Genomic DNA, 20,381 nt, shown 5'->3' with positions numbered 1-20,381 from the left:
GCTGCGGGTCCGAGGGGTCTTCGCCACTCGCGCGAGGTGCGGGGACGGTCTGCGGAGTGGTCACTGTCCGGTCTCCTGGTCGGGGCGCGCGGCGCCGGCCGGCACGGGGGTGGAGGTCTCGTCCGCGGTGAAGGGGTGCCAGCACGCCACCCGGTGGGCGGCGTCCGTACCGGCTGAGAGGCCGGCCGGGGGAGCGACGGCGTCGAAGCCGGGCCGCTTGCCGGTGCAGGTGTCGTCGGCGCGGGCGCACCGGGGCGCGAACGTGCAGGCGTCGGGCCGGGTGTCGAGGTTCGGCACCATGCCGGGGATCTCGGGCAGCCTGCGCTTGCCCTCGCCACCGGGCCGGAGCACCGCACCCAGCAGCCCCCGGGAGTACGGGTGCCGGGCACTCGCGAACAGGTCGTGCACCGGGGCCTGTTCGGCCGGACGGCCGGCGTACATCACCAGCACGCGGTCGGCCGCGTCGGCGACCACGCCCAGGTCGTGGGTGACCAGGACGATCGCGGTGCCGAGACGTTCGCGCAGCGACTGGAGCACGTCCAGGATGCCCGCCTGCACGGTCACGTCGAGCGCGGTCGTCGGCTCGTCGGCGATCAGCACCGACGGGTCGCAGGCCACGGCGATGGCGATCATCACGCGCTGGCGCATGCCGCCGGAGAGCTGGTGCGGGTACTCGTCGACCCTGCGGTGCGGGGCGGGAATGCCGACCAGGGCCAGCAGTTCGACCGCGCGCGCCTTGGCTTCCTTGCGGCCCAGACCCTGGTGTCTGCGGATCACCTCGCCGATCTGCCGGCCGATGGTGAGGACCGGGTTCAGCGAGGTCATCGGCTCCTGGAAGATCATCGCGAGGTCCTTGCCCCGGATCTTCTGGAGTTCCTTCTCGGGGGCGCCGACCAGCTCGCGGCCGTTCAGCCGGATCGATCCGCCGATCCGCGCGGTGGGCGGCAGCAGGCCCATGGTCGCCATCGACGTCACGGACTTGCCGCAGCCCGACTCCCCGACCAGCGCGAGGACTTCACCGCGCGCGAGGTCGAAGGAGACCCCGTCGACGGCGTGCACCGTGCGGTGCTCCGAAGGGAAGGCGACGGTGAGATCGCGGACGCTCAGCACGGGCTCGGCACCGGGGCCGGTGTCCCGCACGGGAGGGGAGAGGGTCTCGGTCATCGGGTGCCTCCGCGGGGGTCGAGGACGTCACGCAGTCCGTCGCCGAGCAGGTTGAACGCCAGCGTCGCGGCGACGATGGCCAGACCCGGGAAGACGGCCAGCCACGGCGCGAGCGCGAGGAAGGACTGGGCGCCGGAGAGCATCACGCCGAGCGAGGGCGCGGGCGGCTGCACACCGAGGCCGAGGAAGCTCAGCAGCGCCTCGCTGATGATCGCGGCGGGGATGCCGACCGTGGCCTGCACGATGAGCGCCGAGGTGGCGTTCGGCAGGATGTGCCGGAACAGGACCGTGCCGTCGCCGCCGCCGTTGGCCACCGCCGCCGCGACGTAGTCGACGTGCTTCAGCCGCAGCGTCTCCGCCCGGGTGATGCGGATGACCGCGGGGATCTGCGAGATGCCGATGGCGATCGTGGCGTTGGTCAGTGACGGGCCGAGGATCGCGGCGAGTCCGACGGCCAGTACCAGGAACGGGAAGGCGAGCATCGTGTCGGTGATCCGGGAGACGACGCTGTCGGTGAGCCGCCCGTAGTAGCCGGCCGCGAGGCCCAGCGGCACGCCGATCAGGAACGCGAGCACCACCGCGAGCAGTCCGACCTGCATGGACGCCCGGGTCCCGTGGATGATCCGGGAGAGCTGGTCGCGGCCGAGGTCGTCGGTGCCCAGCCAGTGCGACCAGCTCGGCGCGTCGAGGACGTTGGTGAAGTCCGGCTGCGCGGGGTCGTACGGGGCGATCAGCGGCGCGAAGAGCGCCGTGAGGACGAAGACGGCGGCGATGATGCCGCCGATCAGCGCGAGGCGGTTCTTGCGCAGGGCGCGCAGCTTGCCGCCGCCCGCCTTCCGCGCGGTGGCCTGCGCCGGGGTGGCGAGTGCGGTCGTCACTTGGCACCTCCGAGCCGGATACGCGGGTCGATGACCGAATAGACCACGTCGACCAGCAGGTTGATGAGGATGTACGCGGCCGAGGTGCAGAGCACCACCGCCTGGAGCGTGGCGTAGTCGCGGGTGAAGACGGCGTCGATGGTGAGCTTGCCGAAGCCCGGCAGCACGAAGATCTGCTCGGTGACCACGGCCCCGGAGATCAGGTGGCCCAGCTGGAGGCCGAGCACGGTGACGACGGTGACCAGCGAGTTGCGCAGGGCGTGCCCACCGACGACCGCGCGGCGGGAGAGCCCCTTGGCGCGGGCGGTGCGGACGTAGTCCGCGGAGAGCGAGTCGAGCATCGCGCCGCGGGTCTGGCGCATCACCACGGCGGCGAGGCCGGAGCCGAGGACGATCGAGGGGAGCACCATCCGGCGCAGGTTGTCGAGCGGATCGGTGCCGAAGGGCACGTATCCGGAGGCGGAGAACACCGGGATGGCGATGGCGAATCCGAGCACCAGCACGATGCCGAGCCAGAAGGTCGGGATCGAAAGACCCACCAGGGCGATGGCGTTGGCCAGCCACTCCTCCGGCTTGCCGCGCCGGACGGCGGCGATCACGCCCGCGCCGATGCCGATGACGATCGCCAGCAGCAGCGAGAGCGCGGCGAGTTCGAGGGTGACCGGGAGGGCCTGGCCGATGGCCTGGGAGACCGGAAGACCCGTCCGCGACGAGGTGCCGAGGTCCCCGGTGAGGGCGTGCCCGATGAACCGGCCGTACTGGACCACGATGTTGTCGTTGAGGCCGTACGCCTCACGGATCGCGGCGAGCGCCTCGGGGCTGCGCTCCTCGCCGGCGAGGGCGAGCGCCGGGTCGCCGGGGAGCGCCCGGATTCCGGCGAACACCACGATGCTCACGAGGATCAGGGTGATGAGCGACTGGCGCAGGCGCGTCAGCAGGAATTTCGTCAACGGATGTACCCCGCGTTCGTGACCCGGACCAGTCCGTCGCCGAAGACGCGGACGCCCGCGACGTCCTTGGAGGCGACGACGTAGTTCTTCTGCCGGTAGAGGTAGATCATGGAGTGGTCGTCCTGGACGCGCCGGGTGATCTCGTCGTAGATCTCGGTGCGCCGGGCCGGGTCGGAGATGGAGCGGCCCTCGTCGATCAGCTTGTCGAGGGCCGGGTCGCCGATGCCGTAGGCGTTCATGGCGCCCGCGGTCTTCAGGAAGTTGGAGACGTTGCCGTCGGGGTCGAGCCGGCCGGACCAGCCGCTGGTGAAGATGTCGTAGTCACCCTCGTCGGTCTCCGAGATCATGGTCGTGTACTCGGTGGGACGCAGGGAGAGCTCGAAGCCCGCCTCCTTGACCATGGCCTGGAGCACCTGGCCCACCCGTCCCTGTTCGGGAGTGGTGGAGGTCTTCAGCTCGACCTTGACCGGGAGCTTCACCCCGGCTTCCTTCAGCAGCTTCTTGGCCTTGGCGACATCGCGCTTGGGGCAGTCCTCGGGCTTGACCCCGGGGGCGATGCCGGACTGCGGGGAGATGGGGCCGCAGGCCGGTTCGTACATGCCCTGGAAGACCACGGTGTTGAGGAGGTCGCGGTCGATGGCGAGGTCGAAGGCCTCGCGGACGCGCACGTCCGAGGCGAGCGGGGTGTCGATCTTCCCCGGCTTCTCGCCGAGACCGTTCACGTTGCCCACGTTGACGCCGATGCCCTGGAACCCCAGCGAGGGAGAGTTGAAGAGCTGGAGGTTCGGCTCGGTGAGGGCGCTCTGCACGTCGACCGGGCCCATCTGGTCGCCGATCTGGACGTCGCCCGAACGCAGGTTGGCGAGGCGGACGTTGCCGTCGGATATCGGCTTGTAGACGACCTTGTCGAGGTGGACCTTGTCCGCCGCGTAGTAGTTCGGGTCCTTCTCCAGCACGATCCGGTCGCCGCCGACCCGCTCCACGAAGCGGAACGCGCCGACGCACGAGGGGTGGTTGGTGAAGTCCTTGCCGTACTTCTTCAGCGCGGTCGGGGACATCACCATCCCGGCCCGGTCGGCGAGGACGCCGGTGAGCGGCGTGTACGGGTGGTCGAGCGTGATCCGCACCGTGGACGAACCGACGGCCACGGCCTTCTGGACCGGGCCGAGCTCCGTGGCGCGCGCGGAACCGGGCAGGTCGCGGTGGCGCAGCAGGGAGGTGACCACGGCCGCCGCGTCGAGCGGGGTGCCGTCGCTGAACTTCGCGCCCTTGCGGATGGGCAGGGTGACGGTCAGTCCGTCCGCCGAGACCTCGGGCAACGACGTGGCGAGCTGGGGCACCAGGGCGCCGTTCTCGTCGATGTCGTAGAGCTTCTCGCACATGCCCGCGAAGACAGTGCGGCCCACGAGGGTCTGGGCAAGGCTGGGGTCGAGTTTGTCCGGGTCGGAGTTGAGCGCGACGGTGAGCGTCCCGCCGTCGCGTACGGGCCGCTCATCGGTTTTCCGTACGCCTCCGACCTCGGTTGCCGAGGACTGCAGCGACGTGCAGCCCGAGACGAGTGACACCAGCGCAACTGCCACGAAGGCAACCGCTTTTCGGCGCACGGGGGCCTACCTCCCACCTGGGGGTCATCAAGGAATATCGCAGACCGTATTTCGCATACAGTCAACAAGCAAGGCCGTTGTCCGCATCCCGGACACTTTCGGTGGTGAGGGCAACTTTGTCGCGGTAAATGTCCGCTATGGGCTTGTGCGGCTCCTGTCGAGTGGCCCTGGTGAGCGGCCCGGTCGGGCCGACCGGCCGGTGCGGAGGCCGACCCGCGGGCGCAGGTGCCGCATGCCGTCGCTCTTCGGCCATGGCTTGAAGTGAACGACCCGATAACGGCTGGCACATGGCGCCGGGGTGGTGGTCGAATCGACATCGGAGCCGTTATATCGAACATGCGTTCACTTCTTGAGGTGTGGCGCCCTCGCTCGGGGCCGCCCTGCGGGAACGTGTCCGCAGATCGTGCCCGCAGATCGTGTCCGTGGAGCGGGTCCGGAGAGCGCGTCCGCAGAGCGCGGGCGTTCGCTTCGGCGGGTGGCCGAAGCGGCAAGCAGCCGACGGCGACAAGGGGATGAGCAGTCGAATGAAGAGATCCACGGGGATGGTGTGCGTCGCTGTCGTGTGCGCCCTGCTCGGTCTGCAGACGGGCGCCGGCAGTGCGAGCGCCCAGGTGCGCGCCGAGCCGGGGGCGGTCGCTCGGGCCGGGGCCGCCGCGGTCGGATTCACGGAACTGCCGCACGTCGGCGGCGTGGCTCCCGGGAACGACGACGCCGCAGGCGGCGCGGCGCGCGTGGCCACCGTGCGGGCCGTTGCCGAGCGGGTTCCCCGTCACGACTACAACCGTGACGGCCGGAGCGACGTGGTGGCCTGGTACGACTACTCGGACGGCAGCGACGCCCTGCACACCTTCGCAGCCACCCCCGACGGCAGCCTTTCCGCGCCCCTCAAGGGGTGGGAGGCGGCCGAGGGCAACTACTGGGCCGAGCACATGAAGTACGTCACCGGTGATTTCAACGGTGACGGGACGGGCGACGTCGCCGCCTTCTACGGCTACGACGACGGAAAGGTGTCCCTGTTCACCTGGCTCGGCAAGGGGGACGGGACGTTCGGCGCCCGCCTCACCTCCTGGACCGCGGACCCCGGCAACTGGACCTTCGACGCCGTCACCGCCGAGGCCGGGGACTTCGACGGTGACGGCCGTGACGACATCGCCGCCTGGTACGACTACCGCAACGGCGACGACAAGCTGTTCACCTTCCTCGCCCGGACGGACGGCGGTTTCGCCAGTCCCTTCGCGTCCTTCGCGCGCACCGCGGCCGACGGATGGGAGGTCGGGCGCATGAAGTTCGCCACCGGCGACTACGACGGCGACGGCCGCGACGACCTGGGTGTGCTGTACGGCTATGCCTCCGGCACCGTGACGCTGATGTCCTTCACCGGCGAGCCCGGAGGAGGCTTCGCCGAGCCGGTCCGCGGCTGGGAGTCCGCCACCGGCTGGACGTTCAGCCGGGCGACCGTGCACTCAGGCGACTTCGACGGTGATGGCCGTGACTCCATCGCCGCCTGGTACGACTACGCCGACGGGCACGACGCCCTGATCGGCTTCGACTTCGACGCCGAAGGCAAGTTCGGCAATCGCCGCGAGATCCTGAACCGGCCGGCCGGCTGGTACGAGCGGTCCCGTATGAAGATCGTCACCGGCGACTACAACGGTGACGGCCGCGACGACCTCGCCACGGTCTACGGCTACACCGACCTCCGGTCGGGCGCGGTGAAGACCATCACCTTCACCGCCCAGGCGGACGGAACCCTCGCCGGTGACCTGCACGGCTGGGAAGCCGGGACGGGGTGGATCTTCGACAGGACGCGTCCGATCGAACGCCACTCGGAAGGGCTGCCGGTCTGCCCGACGATCTTCGGCCACGGCGGCTATCCGACGGGGGAGAAGGGCGGGGAGCGGGACCAGGTCCGTCAGCCGAATCACCCCGAGGGGCTTGCCCAGCAGAAGAGCTGGGGAGCGGCCGGTGTGGAGGCGGACCTTCAGCTCACCAAGAACGGCACCAAGGGCGTGATGTGGCACAACACGTCGACCAGAGGTCTGACGGGGCCGGACGCCGACGCGAACGCGATCTGGTGGGCCACCGGAGCCGACCAGCTCAAGGGCCGGACCATCGACCGGGGCCCGTACGAGGGCGAGACCGTGTACACCTTCCGGGAATGGCTCGACAGCGCCAGGAGCCAGCACATGGCCGCCTTCGTGGAACTCAAGGGAGAGGCCGGGCAGTCACTCCTCAGTGAGGACGCCTCCATCCGGGAGACCGCGTGGAACGAGGTCATCGCCCCCATCGAGGAACGGATCGCCTCACAGCAGATCATGATCTACACAGGGAGCGACAACCCCGACCTGCAGGCGGAACTGGAGAAGCGGGTCGAGGCGGCGGGCCTGGATGTCGTGCTCAGGAACCACCCGCGCTGGGTCGACGGAATCGGCTGGGAGGAGCCGGCCCCGGCAGCCTCCGGCAACTACGCGACCTGGCTGAACAGGCTGAGCCGTTACGGCCTGCCGACCACCTCGGTTCCGATGGCCACCACGTGGCCGAAGGAGCTGAAATCCTGGTTGAGCGGCAGGTGCGTCTCGGCCTGAAGCGTGGACCGGGCACGCGTGTGAGCCCGCTCCGCGTGCTCGGTCCGTTTCCCCTGTGAACCGACAGCCCCCAAGGGCGGGCCGGGCAGCCTCAGGGCGGCCGTTCCGTCGTGGTGGAGTCCCGGCGTGGCGCTCACGGTGCGTTGACACGCGCGGGGCTTTTGGCGATGCTCTCGGAGAGCGCTCTCCACACCCTGCGGAGAGCGCCTCACGAGGGGGAACTCGGTGAAGCAGGAAGAGATCGACCGGCTGCTCGACACGCTGGACGCGCGCCAGAAGGTACGGCTGCTCACCGGCGCCACCACCTGGCGCACCGCCGACGAGCCCGCCGTGGGGCTGCGCGGGATGACGATGTCCGACGGGCCGGCCGGGGTGCGCGGGGAGAGCTGGGACGAGCGGAACACCTCCGCGCTGCTGCCGTCCGCCTCGGCCGTCGGCGCGATGTGGGACGAGGAGCTGGCCGAACGCCTGGGCGGACTGCTCGCCGCCGAGGCGAAGCGCAAGGGCGTGGACGTCGTACTGGCGCCCACCCTCAACCTCCACCGGTCCCCGCTGAGCGGGCGCCACTTCGAGTGCTACTCCGAGGACCCCGAGCTGACCGCCCGCACCGGCGCCGCCCTGATCCGGGGCATCCAGGCGCGGGGCGTCGCCGCGACCGCCAAGCACTACGTCGCCAACGACTCCGAGACGGACCGCCTCACCGTCTCCGTCGACCTCGACGAGCGCACCCTGCGCGAGGTCTACCTCGTCCCCTTCGAAGCCGCCGTACGCGCCGCCGGGGTACGGGTGGTGATGTGCGGCTACAACGCGGTCGACGGCACCACCCTGGCCGAGAGCCCACTGCTGGCACGGCCGCTCAAGGAGGAGTGGGGCTTCGACGGCGTCCTCGTCTCCGACTGGGGCGCGGTGCGCTCCACCGTGCCCGCCGCCCGCGCGGCCCTGGACCTGGCGATGCCCGGCCCCGAGAGCCCCTGGGCCGACGGCCTCCTCCGGGCGGTCGAGGAGGGACGCGTCCCCATGGCCGCGATCGACGAGAAGGTGGTCCGGCTGCTGCGGCTCGCCGACCGGGTCGGCGCACTTGACCCGGCGGCCCCCGCGACCCCGGCGACCCCCACGACCCCCGCGGAGCCCTCGCGGTCCCCGGAGGAGCCGTCGCGCTCGGAGGATCCCCGGGCCCTGCTGCGGCGCGCGGTCGCGGCCGGATGCGTGCTCCTCGGCAACCGGGGCGTGCTGCCCCTGGACCCGGCTTCGCTCACCTCCCTCGCGGTGATCGGGGCGCAGGCGGCGGACCCCCGGGTGCAGGGCGGCGGCAGTGCGGGCGTCCACCCCCGGCACGTCTCCACCCCGCTCGACGCCCTCCGCGACGCGCTCGCCCCCACCGCCCGGGTCGTGCACGCGCCCGGCCCCGTCCTGGGCGCGCCCCCCTTCCTCGGCGGCCCCGGGTGCCACGACCCGCGCGACGGCCGGCCCGGCGCGCTGCTGCGAGTGCTCGGCGCGGACGGCGCCGAACTGTACGCCGGGCACCGGGAGTCCGGCCGCCAGATCGAGCCCCCTCTGCCGCCCGGCGCGCACACCGTGGAGATCAGCGCCCGGCTGCTCCCCGGCACCGGCGGGACCTGGACCTTCGGCGTCGGGGGGTTCGGCCGGATGAGCCTCACCGTCGACGGGGCTCCGCTGGTCGACGGGGTGTTCCCGCGCGAGACCGACGACCCGGCCGTGGTGCACGTCAACCCGCCGAGCCAGTACGGGGAGACCGAGCTCACCGCCGGCCGGCCCGTGCTGGTCGTGGCCCGCCGCGAACTCGCCGACGGGACCGGCCGCGCCACCCTGGTGACGGCCGCGCCCCCGAGGCCCGACCGCGCCACCGCCCTGGCGGAAGCGGTGGACGCGGCCCGCGCGGCCGACGCGGCCGTGGTGTTCGTGGGCACCACGCAGGACAGCGAGTCGGAGGGCCACGACCGGACCACCCTCGCGCTCCCCGGCGACCAGGACGAACTCGTCCGCGCGGTGATGGCCGCCCAGCCGCGTACCGTCGTCGTCGTCAACTCCGGCGGCCCGGTGGAGATGCCGTGGCGGGACGCGGCCCCCGCCGTCCTGCTGACCTGGTTCCCCGGGCAGGAGGCGGGGACCGGACTGGCCGACGTCCTGTTCGGCGCCGCCGAACCGGGCGGCCGACTGCCGACCACCTGGCCCGCCACCCTCGCCGACGCCCCGGTCCGCGCGGTCCGGCCGGTGGACGGCGTGCTGCGGTACGCCGAAGGCCCGCACATCGGCCACCGGGCCTGGCTGCGCGAACACCGCACGCCCGCCTACTGGTTCGGCCACGGGCTCGGCTACACCACCTGGGAGTACGCAAGCGCGTCCGTCCCCGGGGAGAAGGAAGCGGCCGACGGCGAGGGCACGGCCGTCCTCGACCGCCCGGAGGGGGAAACGGCCGGCGGCGGGGCGGCCTTCACCGTCTCCGTACGGCTCCGCAACACCGGCGGGCGGCGGGGCCGGGAGGTCGTGCAGGTGTACCTCGCCCGGCCCGGCTCGGCGGTGGAACGCCCCGTACGGTGGCTGGCCGGATACGCCTCGGTCGAAGCCGCACCGGGCGAGACCGTCACCGCCGCCGTACGCGTACCGCACCGCGCCCTGCAGCACTGGTCCCCGAAGGAACAGGCGTGGCTCACCGAGCCGGGCACGTACGAGGTGTACGCGGGGCCGTCCGCCGGGCGGCTGCCCCTGGCCGCCACCGTGGACGTCCCCGGCACGGCGGACGGAGACCCCGTCGGAGAGCGCTTCCCGTACCGCTGACGGGCGTTCGCGGACCGCCGGTAGGGTACCGGCATGACCAGACGCGCCCCCAGGCTCGAAGACGTCGCGCGGGAGGCGGGCGTCTCCCGCGCCACCGTGTCCCGCGTGGTCAACGGCATCCGCAACGTCGACCCGGCCATCCAGGACGCGGTACGGGACGCCATCGCGCGGACCGGCTACGCCCCCAACGGAGCCGCCCGGGCCCTGGTGACCCGGCGCGCCCGGACCCTCGCCCTCGTGGTCTCCGGCGCGGGGGACGACTCCGAGGACGGGCAGAACCTCTTCGCCTCCCAGGCGCTGGCCGACCCGTTCTTCGGACGGGTCGTCAGCGGGGTCGTCGGCTTCCTGCGGCCCCGGTCGATGTACCCGGTGCTGATGTTCGCGGAGACGGACGCGGCCCGGCGCGACGTGGCGGAGTACCTCCGGCAGGGCCGGGCGGACGGCGCGCTGATCTTCTCCACGCACGCCGAGGACCCGCTGCCCGCCCTGCTGGCGGCGGAGCGACTGCCCTGCGTGCTCTTCGCCCGCCCCGGTGTCCCCGCCCCCGTCACCTACGTGGACCTGGCGCACCGGGACGGCGCCCGGATGGCCGCCGAACACCTGCTGGCCAGGGGCTGCCGACGGGTCGCCACCATCACCGGACCCCTGGACCTGCCCGCCGCCCAGGACCGGCTGGCCGGGTTCCGCGAGACGATGGAACGCCACGGCCATCCGTACGTACCCGTCGCCGAAGGCGGGTTCACCGCCGACAGCGGGGCTGCCGCGCTCCGTCGGCTGCTGCGTGAACACCCGTCGATCGACGGGGTGTTCGCGGCCAACGACGTGATGGCCCGCGGCGTCTGCGAGGCCCTGCGGGAGCTCGGCCGCCGGGTCCCCGAGGACGTCGCGGTCGTCGGGTTCGACGACTCCAGCGCCGCGCTCGCCGCCGAACCGCCGCTCACCACGGTCCGGCAGCCCATGGAGGAGATGGCGGCCCGGATGGCCTGTCTGCTCCAGGAGGAGATCGAGGGCACACGGACCGAGCCCACCGCCGTCATCTTCGACCCCGAACTCGTGGTGCGCGCCTCCGCCTGAGCGGGCGCGGTCCGGTAACAGGCCGCGGGGGAACCACAATTCGAGATGCCGACACCAGAACTGACGGTGTGTCCGAACCGCGTGACCCGGCCCGCCCCGTAGCGGGGCGATAGGGGGGCGGGCCGGGGGTTCGCGGGGCGGACACGGCGAGCGGAGACTGCCCGCATGCCGTGTCCGCCGGATCTGCGGTCTGCGGATCTGTGGATCTGTGGATCTGCGGGTCTGCGGGTCTGCGGGTCTACGGAAGGCGGTAGTCCGCGGTCAGCGCGGCACCGGCCTCCGGGTGGTTCTGGTCCCAGCCGCGGGCGTCGCACTGCAGACCACCGACGATGCAGTGGTCGACCATCGCCTTGAGCGTCGGCTCGTTCCACGCGTTGAAGAAGTCGTAGTGGAACGAGTAGCCGCGCCCGCTCGCCAGCCTGACCTGCGACATGTCCCCGTCGACGGGGAACGCCATCTTGAACTCGACCATCGGCAGGGCCACCGGGTGGTCGGCCGGGCAGACGTTGTCGTTGGTGCCGGGCTTCACGACCGGATACGCCATGTGGGCCTGGTGGTTCGGCGTGTCCAGATGCAGACCGTCCCAGCAACTGGGCGCCTGCATGCGGATGTTGAGCTGGCTACCGGCCGGGCAGGTGGCCGGGAAGTCGATGTTCCCGAAGGACTCCCCGCACTCCCAGCCCTCCACCCAGCCCTTGAGCGCGCGGAACTGCTCCGCGCTCTGCAGCGGACTGCCGACGACGTAGCGCAGCCCCTTGGGGAAGGGGCGGACGCTGGTGTAATCGGTGACGCCCGCCTTGTAGTAGATGACCTGCTGGCCGATCGGCAGGATCTTGGTGTCGCCCTTGAAGAGCGACGGCATCCAGTACGCCGAGGAGTCGCCGGGCACCTTGCAGGTGGTGTTGCCGCCGTACAGCGAGGCGGTCACGGACTGGGCATTGGTCGTCGTGTTGCCCATGAAGGTGTGGTCGTGGGACGCCCCGGCCTGGCCGGGGAAGACGATCGGGTCGTCCGGCGCGGTGTGGGTCACCGAACAGTTCGCCTGGAACTCGTGGAAGTACCGCGGGGTCGGGGTGGCCCACGACGGGGTCACGCCGGTGACGGGCGGGACGGCGGGGATGTAGCCGTCGCCGTCCACGTCGTCGGCCGAAGCGGCCGAGGCCGCGGCGGCGACGTGCCCCATGTGGGGGGAGACCGCCGTACCCGCGTCCGCCACCGCGCTGGTGGACGCCGCGCCGGACGGGAGCGCGCTCAGGGTCGAACCGACACCGAGGACGGTGGCGGCCAGGGCCGTGCCGACCAGGATCGCCGAGAGCCGTCTCGCGGCGCCCTTCTTGTTCTTCGTGCCTTTCATGGAGTGCCTCTCCGCTGGAGGGGGATGGGATGCCGCCGGTGCCGGTCGGGCACCGGCGGCACGGAGGAGGGGGCGGGCAGCGCCGTCCGTCAGGCGTACACGCCGAACTCGTGGAGCGAGTAGCCCCAGCCGGTGCCCCGGGCCTTCAGGGCGAGGCGGACGTGGCGGGCGGTCTGCCCGAGCGCGACGGTGTCGATGTCACCGTTGCCGGTGGTGGTCGTGTACACGGTGCGCCAGGTGGCCCCGTCGTCGGAGAGCTGCACCTCGTACGAGGAGGCGAAGGCCGGGTCCCACTGGAGCTGGAGCGTCCGCAGGGCGGTGGGGGCGCCCAGGTCGACCTGGATGGACTGCGGGTCGCTCCAGTCGCTGGCCCACCGGGTGTCCGGGTTGCCGTCGGTCGCCTTGGCGGGGGTGCAGGGGCAGTCGCCGTACGAGGCCTGGAAGGAGGAGGCCGTGGTCGGCTTGTTCAGTGCCACGTTGGTGCCGTCGACGGGCGGCGCCACCACCTTCACCGACTTCGTCTCGAAGCCCGCGTTCCCGTGGCCGTCCTCCGCGCGGATGTAGACCTTCCAGACACCCAGCTTCTCGGGAGCCGTCACTGCGAAGGTGCCGTTGCCGGTGGACCGCCACGCGGCCTCCACCAGCCCCTTGTCGCCGTTGGCGTAGTTGCCGCTGAGGAAGATCTTGTACGTCACCGGGTCGTTGTCCGGGTCGCGGACGTCGGCGCGGACGGTGAACTCCTTGCCGGCCGGGGCCGCCGAGGCCGGCGAGACGGTCATGTTGCTGATCACCGGCGGCGTGTTGTCCCCGGCGGTCGAACCCGCGTACGCCTGCTTCACCGCGTAGTAGGAGAGCCGCTTGAACCCGCCGGGCAGCAGGTTGAACCAGATCCCGCCGAAGTCGTGCTCGGTGCCGTAGTGGAACATCGTCGCGCCGAGCGCCACACCCCGGTGGGCGGTGACGCAGTTCCACGCGTTGGTGTACCCCGCGGCGGTCTGCACGTCGGTCTTCTGCTCGGGGATGCCGTTCGCGTCGTTCGCGACCTCCCACTCACCGGCCGGGCCCGTCTCGGTGATGATGTAGGGCTTGGTGTAGCCGCCCGCCACCCAGTCCCGCTGCACGTTGCAGACGTCGCCGTACGAGTTCATCGCGTACAGGTCGAGGTCGGGCGCGTTGCGCTTGTAGTACGGCCAGGCGCCGGTCCACGCGTCGGTGGAGGTCACCGGGTGGTCCGGGTCGATCGAGTGGATCTTCTTGGCCACGTCGTTGACGAAGGTCGTGTACGCGTTGCGCTGGTTCTCCAGCTCCGTACCGCTGTAGCAGTTCTGGAGTCCGAGGACCGACTCGTTGCCGACGTTCCACATCAGGGTCGCGGGGTGCGACTTGTAGGCCTCCACCCACTTGGCGAACTCCGCCAGCGAGTTGTTCTTGTAGGTGGTGTCCGTGACGTAGTTGACGCAGCCGCCGCTGCCCGGGCCGCCGCCGGGCTGCAGCCAGAAGCCGTTGATGATCCGGATGCCGTTGGCCGCCGCCGCGTCGAGCAGCGGCTTGGTCGAACCGTCCGTGCCCCAGGTGCGGATGGTGTTGACGCCCATGGACTTCACGTCCGGCAGGTACTTCGGGGAGTCGGCCACGGACGGGCCCCAGGTCAGTCCCTTCACGGTGTACGGCTGGCCGCCCACCTGCAACTGCCAGTTCCCCTGCGAGCCGGTCACCTTCACGGCGCCGCCGGTGGCCGGCGGGGGAGTGGTGCCGGTGCTGCCGTAGACCTGGAACTCCCAGAGAGAGTAGCCGTATCCGCCGGACCGCTCGGTGCCGAGCATCCGGACGTACCGGCCGGAACCGGAGAGGGCGAGGTCGTCCGTGCCGCCGTCGCCCTGGGTGACCGTACGCAAGGTCCGCCAGTCGGTGCCGTTGTCGGACGCCTGGATCTCGTACGACTTGCCGTAGGCGCCCTCCCAGGTCAGGACGGCCCGGCTGAGGCCGGCGGTGGCGCCGAGGTCGATCTGGATCCACTGCGGATCGCTCCACTGGCTCGCCCACCGGGTGCCCGTGAGGTTGCCGTCGACGGCCGCGGCGGCGGAGTAGCCGTCGCCCTCCTGCGACGAGGCGGTGGCGGGCCGGCCCTGGGACAGCAGGGTGTCGGCGGCCGTGGCGCCCGGTGCCGCGAGGAGGGTCAGCGAGGACGCGACGAGGGCGCCGAGGGCGGTGAGGGAGACGAGTCGGCGACCGGCCCGTGGGCGGCCGAGAACAGCGAGCGGTGGTCTGAACACGTGGGCTCCTGGCGGGTGCTGAGGGGAGACCGGCTTCCCGCGGCCGGTCTTGGAGAGCGCTCTCCCGAGAGTGTCGCGGGGGCGTGTCCCTGTCAATGAGATGGGCGAGACCTCTGTGTGCGCCTTCGGAGTCCCGGCCCGCGGTGTCGGTATTCCTGCCGGGCTGGGCGGAGTCGACGGGAGTGGCCGCAATCGCCCGTGATACGGCCGGTTTGACCGTTGGACTCCGAGTCGGCCTGGTCGTCGAGGAGTCCGGGCGGATGCGGCTGACTTGCCGGTGGACGTACCGGGTCGGGGTGGGTGTCGATCCGGTACGGCTGTGGGCCCGGCGGGCGTGCGACCGGCGTGCCGCACGGGGCGTTCGTCCTGGTGGGCGGCGCTGAGGGGGTGTCGAGGGTGCGTGAACGGTGATCGGCCGTCGCGCTGCGGTCGTTCCGCGCGTCGTCGGCCTGCGGATTGCGTTGAGTCTTCCGTCGTCCCGGCGGTGTGGACGTGCCGGTGCCGCCGAGGCGTGGAGGGCCGGAAATCGACGCCGACGTGCTCGTGCACCCGAGCTGCGGGCGTCGGGAAGGGAGGGCGGTTGCCATCTCAAGGATGGCTGATTCATGTCTTGTGCGTGAAGCCTGTATAGCTGCAGGCACAGCACGGGACGTCAGTCATTGCCTCGCCTCCATGATCAGGAGCTTGTGATGTCGAAACGGTGGTGATCTCATCAGGCAGTTGTTCCGTACACGTACGGTCTGGGGCGGGGGCGCGGTGGGCATGGTGGGACGCCGATTCGGCGGCTTGACGGACAGGCCTACGAGGACGGTGTCCGCGCCGGCGGGACCGGACATGCTGTCGGCGGCGCTTCCGGTCGCCGGGCCCCGGCCCGCCGCGCGGGCGGCAGCCGCCCGCGCCGCGTCTACGGGGCCGGCAGAAGGCCAGAAGGATCTGGCCACGGCGAAGGATCCCGGTCAGCGGGTCGAGGTCGTCGGCGAGCGCGCGGAGCGGAGCACCGTCTTCGCGAACCCCGGAGCCCACCCGTGCCCTTCCGGGGGCCCTGAAAAAGAGGGATGACGCACGATGGTTCTGTATGTGGGCGTTCTCGGCTTCTTCCTGGTGGGAAACGGCTTCATGACCTGGAAGGCCGCTCAGCTCTGGCGTGATCCGGGCGTGGCCGACTTCTTCGAAGGGGCGTTCACCTCGCTGCCGTTCGGTCCAGACACGCGCAGAGGGATGGTGCGGTCCACCGGCATCACCGTGCTCACGTTGTGGGGCGTGGTGGTGCTGCTTCTGACGGGGTCCGACCCCGGCGCCGACGACCCGGTGTCCATGTGGGTCGTCGTCGTGGACGTGTTGATCATTCTGGCGTTGGCGCTCTGCGAGGTGTGCGTGATCCTCTTCAACGCCCCGAAGTTCGCCGTACCGCCGCACATGCGGGCCGAGCCCGGAGTCTTCGCGGCGCGCCGGGCGCGCAAGGCCGGGGGCTCGCGGGGGCCCGGAGCCTGAGGGGCCGAGCCCGACACCGTACGGCCGCCGCACCGGAGGAGCCCGGCGTGGCGGCCGTACGGCCGTGTCCGTGCCCGGACCCGCTCCGGACCCCGGCTTCCCGCACCCGGTGTGCCCGGACCGGGCCCGTACTTTGATACTGCTTACATGCGGTCACGCGGAGGGAACTCCGCCACCCGTGACAGAAGGCTCCACGGTGGAAGGCAATACAAGGTGACGATCGTCGCATATCAGGGGGAACCGGGCTCCAACTCGGCGACCGCCGCCCACGCGTTGTTCCCGGGCTGCGGTGAACTGCCCTGCACGGGCTTCGAGCAGGCGCTGGACGCGGTCACGCTCGGCGACGCCGACGTCGCGGTGATCCCGGTGGACAACTCCGCCGCGGGACGCGTCGCCGACGTGCACCATCTGCTGCCCGAGTCGGGCCTGTTCATCGTCGCGGAGTACTTCCTCGCGATCCGCTTCGACCTGATGGGCGTCCCGGGCGCCTCGCTCGATCAGGTGGAATGCGTACGCAGCCACGTGCACGCCCTCGGCCAGTGCCGGAAGCTGCTGCGCGAGGGCGGCTGGCGCACCCACGTCAGCGACGACACCGCCGGCTCGGCCCGCGAGGTGGCGGAGCTGGGCGACCCCCGCCACGCCGCCCTCGCCCCGCCCGCCGCGGCGGAGCTGTACGGGCTGGACGTGCTGCGCCCGGAGGTCGAGGACGACCCCGAGAACACCACCCGCTTCGTGGTGCTCTCCCGCGACTCCGGATCCTGGCCGGAACCGGACGGCACCACGATGACCAGCCTCTTCTTCTGCGTGCGCAACATTCCCAGCGCGCTCTTCAAGGCGCTCGGCGGGTTCGCCACCAGCGGCGTGAACCTCACCAAGATCGAGAGTTACCAGATGAGCGCGGGCCTCAGCCCCAGCCGCTTCTACGTGGAGATCGAGGGTCACCCCGACGAGCCGCACGTCGCTCTCGCCCTGAACGAACTGCGGTTCTTCTCCTCCGAGGTGCGGGTGCTCGGGGTCTACCCCTCGCACTCGCACCGACTGCGCGGGCGCACCGCCTGACCCTTCCGCGGCCCCGCCGCCTTGCGATCGCACGCACCGGGCGCCGCCGCACCCGCTCTCCGGGCGGACGGCGCTCCTTCTGCGACACGCGTTACTGGACGCCGGCCGAGGGCAGACCCCGGGGATCGGCGGCGCGGGCGCCTGCGGGAAGGGGACCCGCCGGAGGCGGACCCGCCTGGTACGCGCCGGCCGGCTGCGGACCGTCGGGCCGGGGGACGTAGACCGGCGAGTCCGACTGGTAGAAGAGGTCGATGTCGGCCTCCTCGCCGCCGACGATCAGGGTGTCCCAGGCCCCGCTCTCCTGGAGGGTGCGCAGCGTGGCCGGGGCGACCGAGGCCAGGTGGGAGCGGAGCTGCTCCATGGTGGGCATGCCGGGCAGTCGGGGAGCGAGACGGTCGCGGATCGCCGCCATGCGGTCCAGTAGCTCGTCGAGATCGTTCCGCTCCGACGCCCTGCCCGCCTCCCGCCCGGTGTCCTGTTCCGCTTCCCTCGCTGACTCCGCGCTGCGGGCGATGATGTCCTTGATGGCACGGGTGACGCCCTGCTCGTCGGTGGTCACCATCGCGTTCCAGGCCCGGCTCTTGTGCCGGTACTGCAGCATGGACATCGCCGCCTCGTGCCGGATGAAGTCCGCGTCGCGCAGGGGTTTGCCCCGCCAGACGCGGCCCAGCGACCGGGCGAGGGAAGTGGCCGAAGCGAGCCCGCTGTTGAGTCCGCGGCCGGGCCAGAAGTGGATGGCGTTGGCGGCGTCGCCCAGCAGGAAGCCGTACGTTCCCGGGGTCGTCGCGGTCGGGCGCAGGAGCTGGGCGGTGAACCGGGGGCGCTGCACCATGTCCAGCCGGAACGACGTGATCGCGGAGAGATCGTCCTCGGCCACCCCGAACAGGTTCAGGCCCTGCCGGATCTCCTTCCACAGGGGCGAACTGCGCAGCAGGGCGGGCAGGAAGAGCGTCCCGTGCGTCGAGCAGCGGAACTCGTTGTCCTCCTCGCGGTTCATCAGGCAGGGACGCGCCGCGATGCACTCCTCGAAGACCTGGCGGACCGGGTCGATGCCGATCACACCCTTGGCCTCCTCTCGGGTGAGCCGCATGTTCAAAAAGCCCTCGCCCCGCAGGGAGTTGAGCAAGAACCGGTTCTGCGAAACGGTCAGCAGCACGCTCATCGGGTCCGACAGCCGCGACTTGACCCGCAGCCCCAGCACGACGTCCTGGAGGTGTTCGCCGTCGAGGGAGTAGATGGACGAGTCGGCCGTCCCGAAACGGTCCGCGAAGTGGTCGCGGGTGCGGGAACGCCCGCCCTCCCCGATCACCAGGACATGTTCCTGGGCGAGCCGGCTCTTCCGCTCCACCGGGTCGAAGCGGTGCGGGACGAGCTGGATCGCCGGCCGCGTGTTGGCCAGGGCGAGGAGTCGGTCCTCGATGTAGGCGATCCGGATGTTGCGGGGCGGGCGGCCGTCGACGGAGTCCGGCCCCACCGGCCACATCTCCGAGTACGCGCTGTCGTCGCCGAACAGTGCCGCGCGCACCTCCTCGGAGAGCGCGAGGTACTGCCGGCTCTGGACCGTCACCACCTGCAGGCGGCGGACGTTGCCCTGGGACTCGTCCTTCCAGACGACCTCGGAGCCCTTGCGGGTCCACCGCCCGTCGTAGACGGTGATCGCCACCCGTCCGCGCAGCGTCTCCTCCAGGGCCAGTGCGAAGGCGAGCCCCACCGGACCGCCGCCGGTGACCGTGACCCGCAGGATGCCGGGGTTGGCCGCCGCGTTCAGCCGGGGAAGATGCAGCTGGGAGAGGTCGATGACCGTCTCCATGACGTCCTGCGCCTCGAAGAGGAAGGTTTCGTCACCGATGCGCACGCAGTCGTTCGGGCGCAGTACGTGGCGGGTGACGCGCTGGTCGTTGACGAATGTGCCGTTCCTGCTGTCACGGTCGTGGAGGACGTAGGCGCCGTCCTCCCTGACGATCTCGGCGTGCAGCCGCGAGGCGCTGGGGCTCACGATCACGACCCCGTTGTCCCCCTTGCGCCCGAACGTCAGGGGCGCGGCCCCCAGGACCACGCTCTGGCCGGCGAAGGGGCCCGTACGGCCCACGATGACTGATGGCATGGCACACTCCTTGTGAACGACGCCCATCTCCAACGGGCCGCCCCGCGCCGCCGATCCGGCCCGCGAGCGGTCCCGTACCCCCCGTGCTGACGAGCCCGGCGGCCCGGCGCGTCCCGCACGCCGTACCCGCCGCCCACACCGTCCACAACGGTCTCGCCCGTCCCGTTCCCCACCCCTGACGCACCATCAATACCCGCTGTCACAGGCTGCGTTGACCGGTCACCGGCGAGTGTCCGAAGTCTACGGGACCGCCCCGGGCGCCGCTTCGAAGTGGCGAAGGTGACCACGGCGCACGGGGGCACCGCCGCCGGGGCGCGCATCGGACCGTAGGCGTCAGGAGGTCTCCGGGCCCGCCGTCCCCGCCGCCCGCCCGTCGCCCAGGGGCCACGCCTCGATGTCGCGGTAGTGGATCGGCCCGCTGCTGCGGCCCGCGTTGCTGCCGACCAGATGCAGACGGGCCGCGAGCCACTCACCGCCGCTGAACCCGGCGAGCCCCGCCGCGATCTCGCCCGCCGAGGTCAGGTCGCCCCGACGGGCACGGGCCAGGGTCAGATGGGGCCGGAAGGTACGCTCCACGAAGTCGACCCCATGCTCACGGACGGCGGTCCGCACGTCGGCGGCGAGCCCGTGCAGCGCGTCGAGATCCCCGCCGATCCCGCTCCACAGCACCCGGTCGTCGAAGCTCCCGCTGCCCCGCAGTGCCAGCCGGGGCGCCCGGTGAGCCGCCGCCAGGCCCGCGAGGAGCGGGCGCAGCGGGGGAACCGTCTCCACCGGGAGCTCGCCGAGGAACGCCAGGGTGATGTGCCAGTCCTCGACCCGGTTCCACCGCATCCGCGGGTGCGTGCCGTAGGCGGGGCGCAGCTCCCGTTCGAGCTCCTCCTTGGCGGGGTCGGGCGGGGCGAGGGCGATGAACACGCGAACGGTCGCGGGTCGGATCTCTTCGTTCACATCCGACTTCGTACCGCATCCGGCCCTCGGCGCGACGACCGGGGGGACGGCCGGGGTGGGAGTAGGCCGGGTGCCGGGACGGCCGGGGTGGAGCCGGCCGG

At 71.6% G+C, this 20,381-nt stretch carries 13 protein-coding genes; 5 read left to right on the top strand and 8 right to left on the bottom strand.

Annotated features, from left to right (window positions below):
- Positions 1-60: 60 nt before the first annotated feature.
- The 4 genes from ACFWEE_RS17460 to ACFWEE_RS17445 are packed head-to-tail and all read right to left on the bottom strand — an operon-like array spanning position 61 to position 4,572.
- Positions 61-1,164 (bottom strand): ABC transporter ATP-binding protein, encoded by a 1,104-nt coding sequence (locus ACFWEE_RS17460; protein WP_386890008.1) that lies wholly within the window; start codon positions 1,162-1,164, stop codon positions 61-63.
- Positions 1,161-2,042, bottom strand: a complete 882-nt coding sequence (locus tag ACFWEE_RS17455; RefSeq protein ID WP_386890006.1) for an ABC transporter permease — start codon at positions 2,040-2,042, stop codon at positions 1,161-1,163. Before ACFWEE_RS17455 ends, ACFWEE_RS17460 begins: the two co-directional genes overlap by 4 nt.
- The gene (locus ACFWEE_RS17450) at positions 2,039-2,992 is read right to left on the bottom strand and encodes an ABC transporter permease (protein WP_386890004.1); all 954 of its coding nucleotides are present in this window, start codon (positions 2,990-2,992) and stop codon (positions 2,039-2,041) included. The genes ACFWEE_RS17455 and ACFWEE_RS17450 overlap by 4 nt, the downstream gene beginning before the upstream one ends.
- The gene (locus ACFWEE_RS17445) at positions 2,989-4,572 is read right to left on the bottom strand and encodes an ABC transporter substrate-binding protein (protein ID WP_386890002.1); all 1,584 of its coding nucleotides are present in this window, start codon (positions 4,570-4,572) and stop codon (positions 2,989-2,991) included. Before ACFWEE_RS17445 ends, ACFWEE_RS17450 begins: the two co-directional genes overlap by 4 nt.
- 548 nt (positions 4,573-5,120) lie before the next feature.
- Here ACFWEE_RS17445 and ACFWEE_RS17440 point away from each other — a divergent pair.
- From ACFWEE_RS17440 to ACFWEE_RS17430, 3 genes are all read left to right on the top strand, one after another.
- Complete coding sequence (locus ACFWEE_RS17440; protein WP_386890000.1) at positions 5,121-7,181, top strand: FG-GAP-like repeat-containing protein; 2,061 nt, start codon at positions 5,121-5,123, stop codon at positions 7,179-7,181.
- A 225-nt stretch (positions 7,182-7,406) separates the two neighbouring features.
- Positions 7,407-9,977, top strand: a complete 2,571-nt coding sequence (locus ACFWEE_RS17435; protein ID WP_386889998.1) for a glycoside hydrolase family 3 C-terminal domain-containing protein — start codon at positions 7,407-7,409, stop codon at positions 9,975-9,977.
- 33 nt (positions 9,978-10,010) lie between these two features.
- Positions 10,011-11,051, top strand: coding sequence for a LacI family DNA-binding transcriptional regulator (locus ACFWEE_RS17430; protein WP_386889996.1), 1,041 nt, complete (start codon positions 10,011-10,013; stop codon positions 11,049-11,051).
- Positions 11,052-11,289: 238 nt separating this feature from the next.
- On the opposite strand, the gene ACFWEE_RS17425 is transcribed toward ACFWEE_RS17430, so the two are convergent.
- Positions 11,290-12,405, bottom strand: a complete 1,116-nt coding sequence (locus ACFWEE_RS17425; RefSeq protein WP_386889994.1) for a DUF1996 domain-containing protein — start codon at positions 12,403-12,405, stop codon at positions 11,290-11,292.
- An 89-nt stretch (positions 12,406-12,494) separates the two neighbouring features.
- Entirely contained in the window at positions 12,495-14,678 is a 2,184-nt protein-coding gene (locus ACFWEE_RS17420; protein WP_386889992.1) for a discoidin domain-containing protein, read from the bottom strand.
- A gap of 1,065 nt (positions 14,679-15,743) precedes the next feature.
- Between ACFWEE_RS17420 and ACFWEE_RS17415 the strand changes: the two genes are divergently transcribed.
- Positions 15,744-16,169, top strand: coding sequence for a hypothetical protein (locus ACFWEE_RS17415; protein WP_386889991.1), 426 nt, complete (start codon positions 15,744-15,746; stop codon positions 16,167-16,169).
- 213 nt (positions 16,170-16,382) lie between these two features.
- Positions 16,383-17,228: a prephenate dehydratase gene (locus tag ACFWEE_RS17410; RefSeq protein ID WP_386889989.1), complete on the top strand. Its 846-nt coding sequence runs from the start codon at positions 16,383-16,385 to the stop codon at positions 17,226-17,228.
- A 91-nt stretch (positions 17,229-17,319) separates the two neighbouring features.
- Here ACFWEE_RS17410 and ACFWEE_RS17405 read toward each other — a convergent pair whose 3' ends face one another.
- Together ACFWEE_RS17405 and thpR are read right to left on the bottom strand one after the other, a co-directional pair.
- The gene (locus tag ACFWEE_RS17405; protein WP_386889988.1) at positions 17,320-19,332 is read right to left on the bottom strand and encodes an FHA domain-containing protein; all 2,013 of its coding nucleotides are present in this window, start codon (positions 19,330-19,332) and stop codon (positions 17,320-17,322) included.
- A 333-nt stretch (positions 19,333-19,665) separates the two neighbouring features.
- Positions 19,666-20,280: an RNA 2',3'-cyclic phosphodiesterase gene (gene thpR / locus ACFWEE_RS17400; protein ID WP_386889986.1), complete on the bottom strand. Its 615-nt coding sequence runs from the start codon at positions 20,278-20,280 to the stop codon at positions 19,666-19,668.
- Positions 20,281-20,381 lie beyond the last annotated feature (101 nt).

It is taken from the genome of Streptomyces sp. NPDC060184 (assembly GCF_042728795.1).
Lineage (GTDB): Bacteria > Actinomycetota > Actinomycetes > Streptomycetales > Streptomycetaceae > Streptomyces.
Note: the sequence above shows the minus strand (reverse complement) of the source record. Positions and strands in the feature narration are given on the sequence as shown.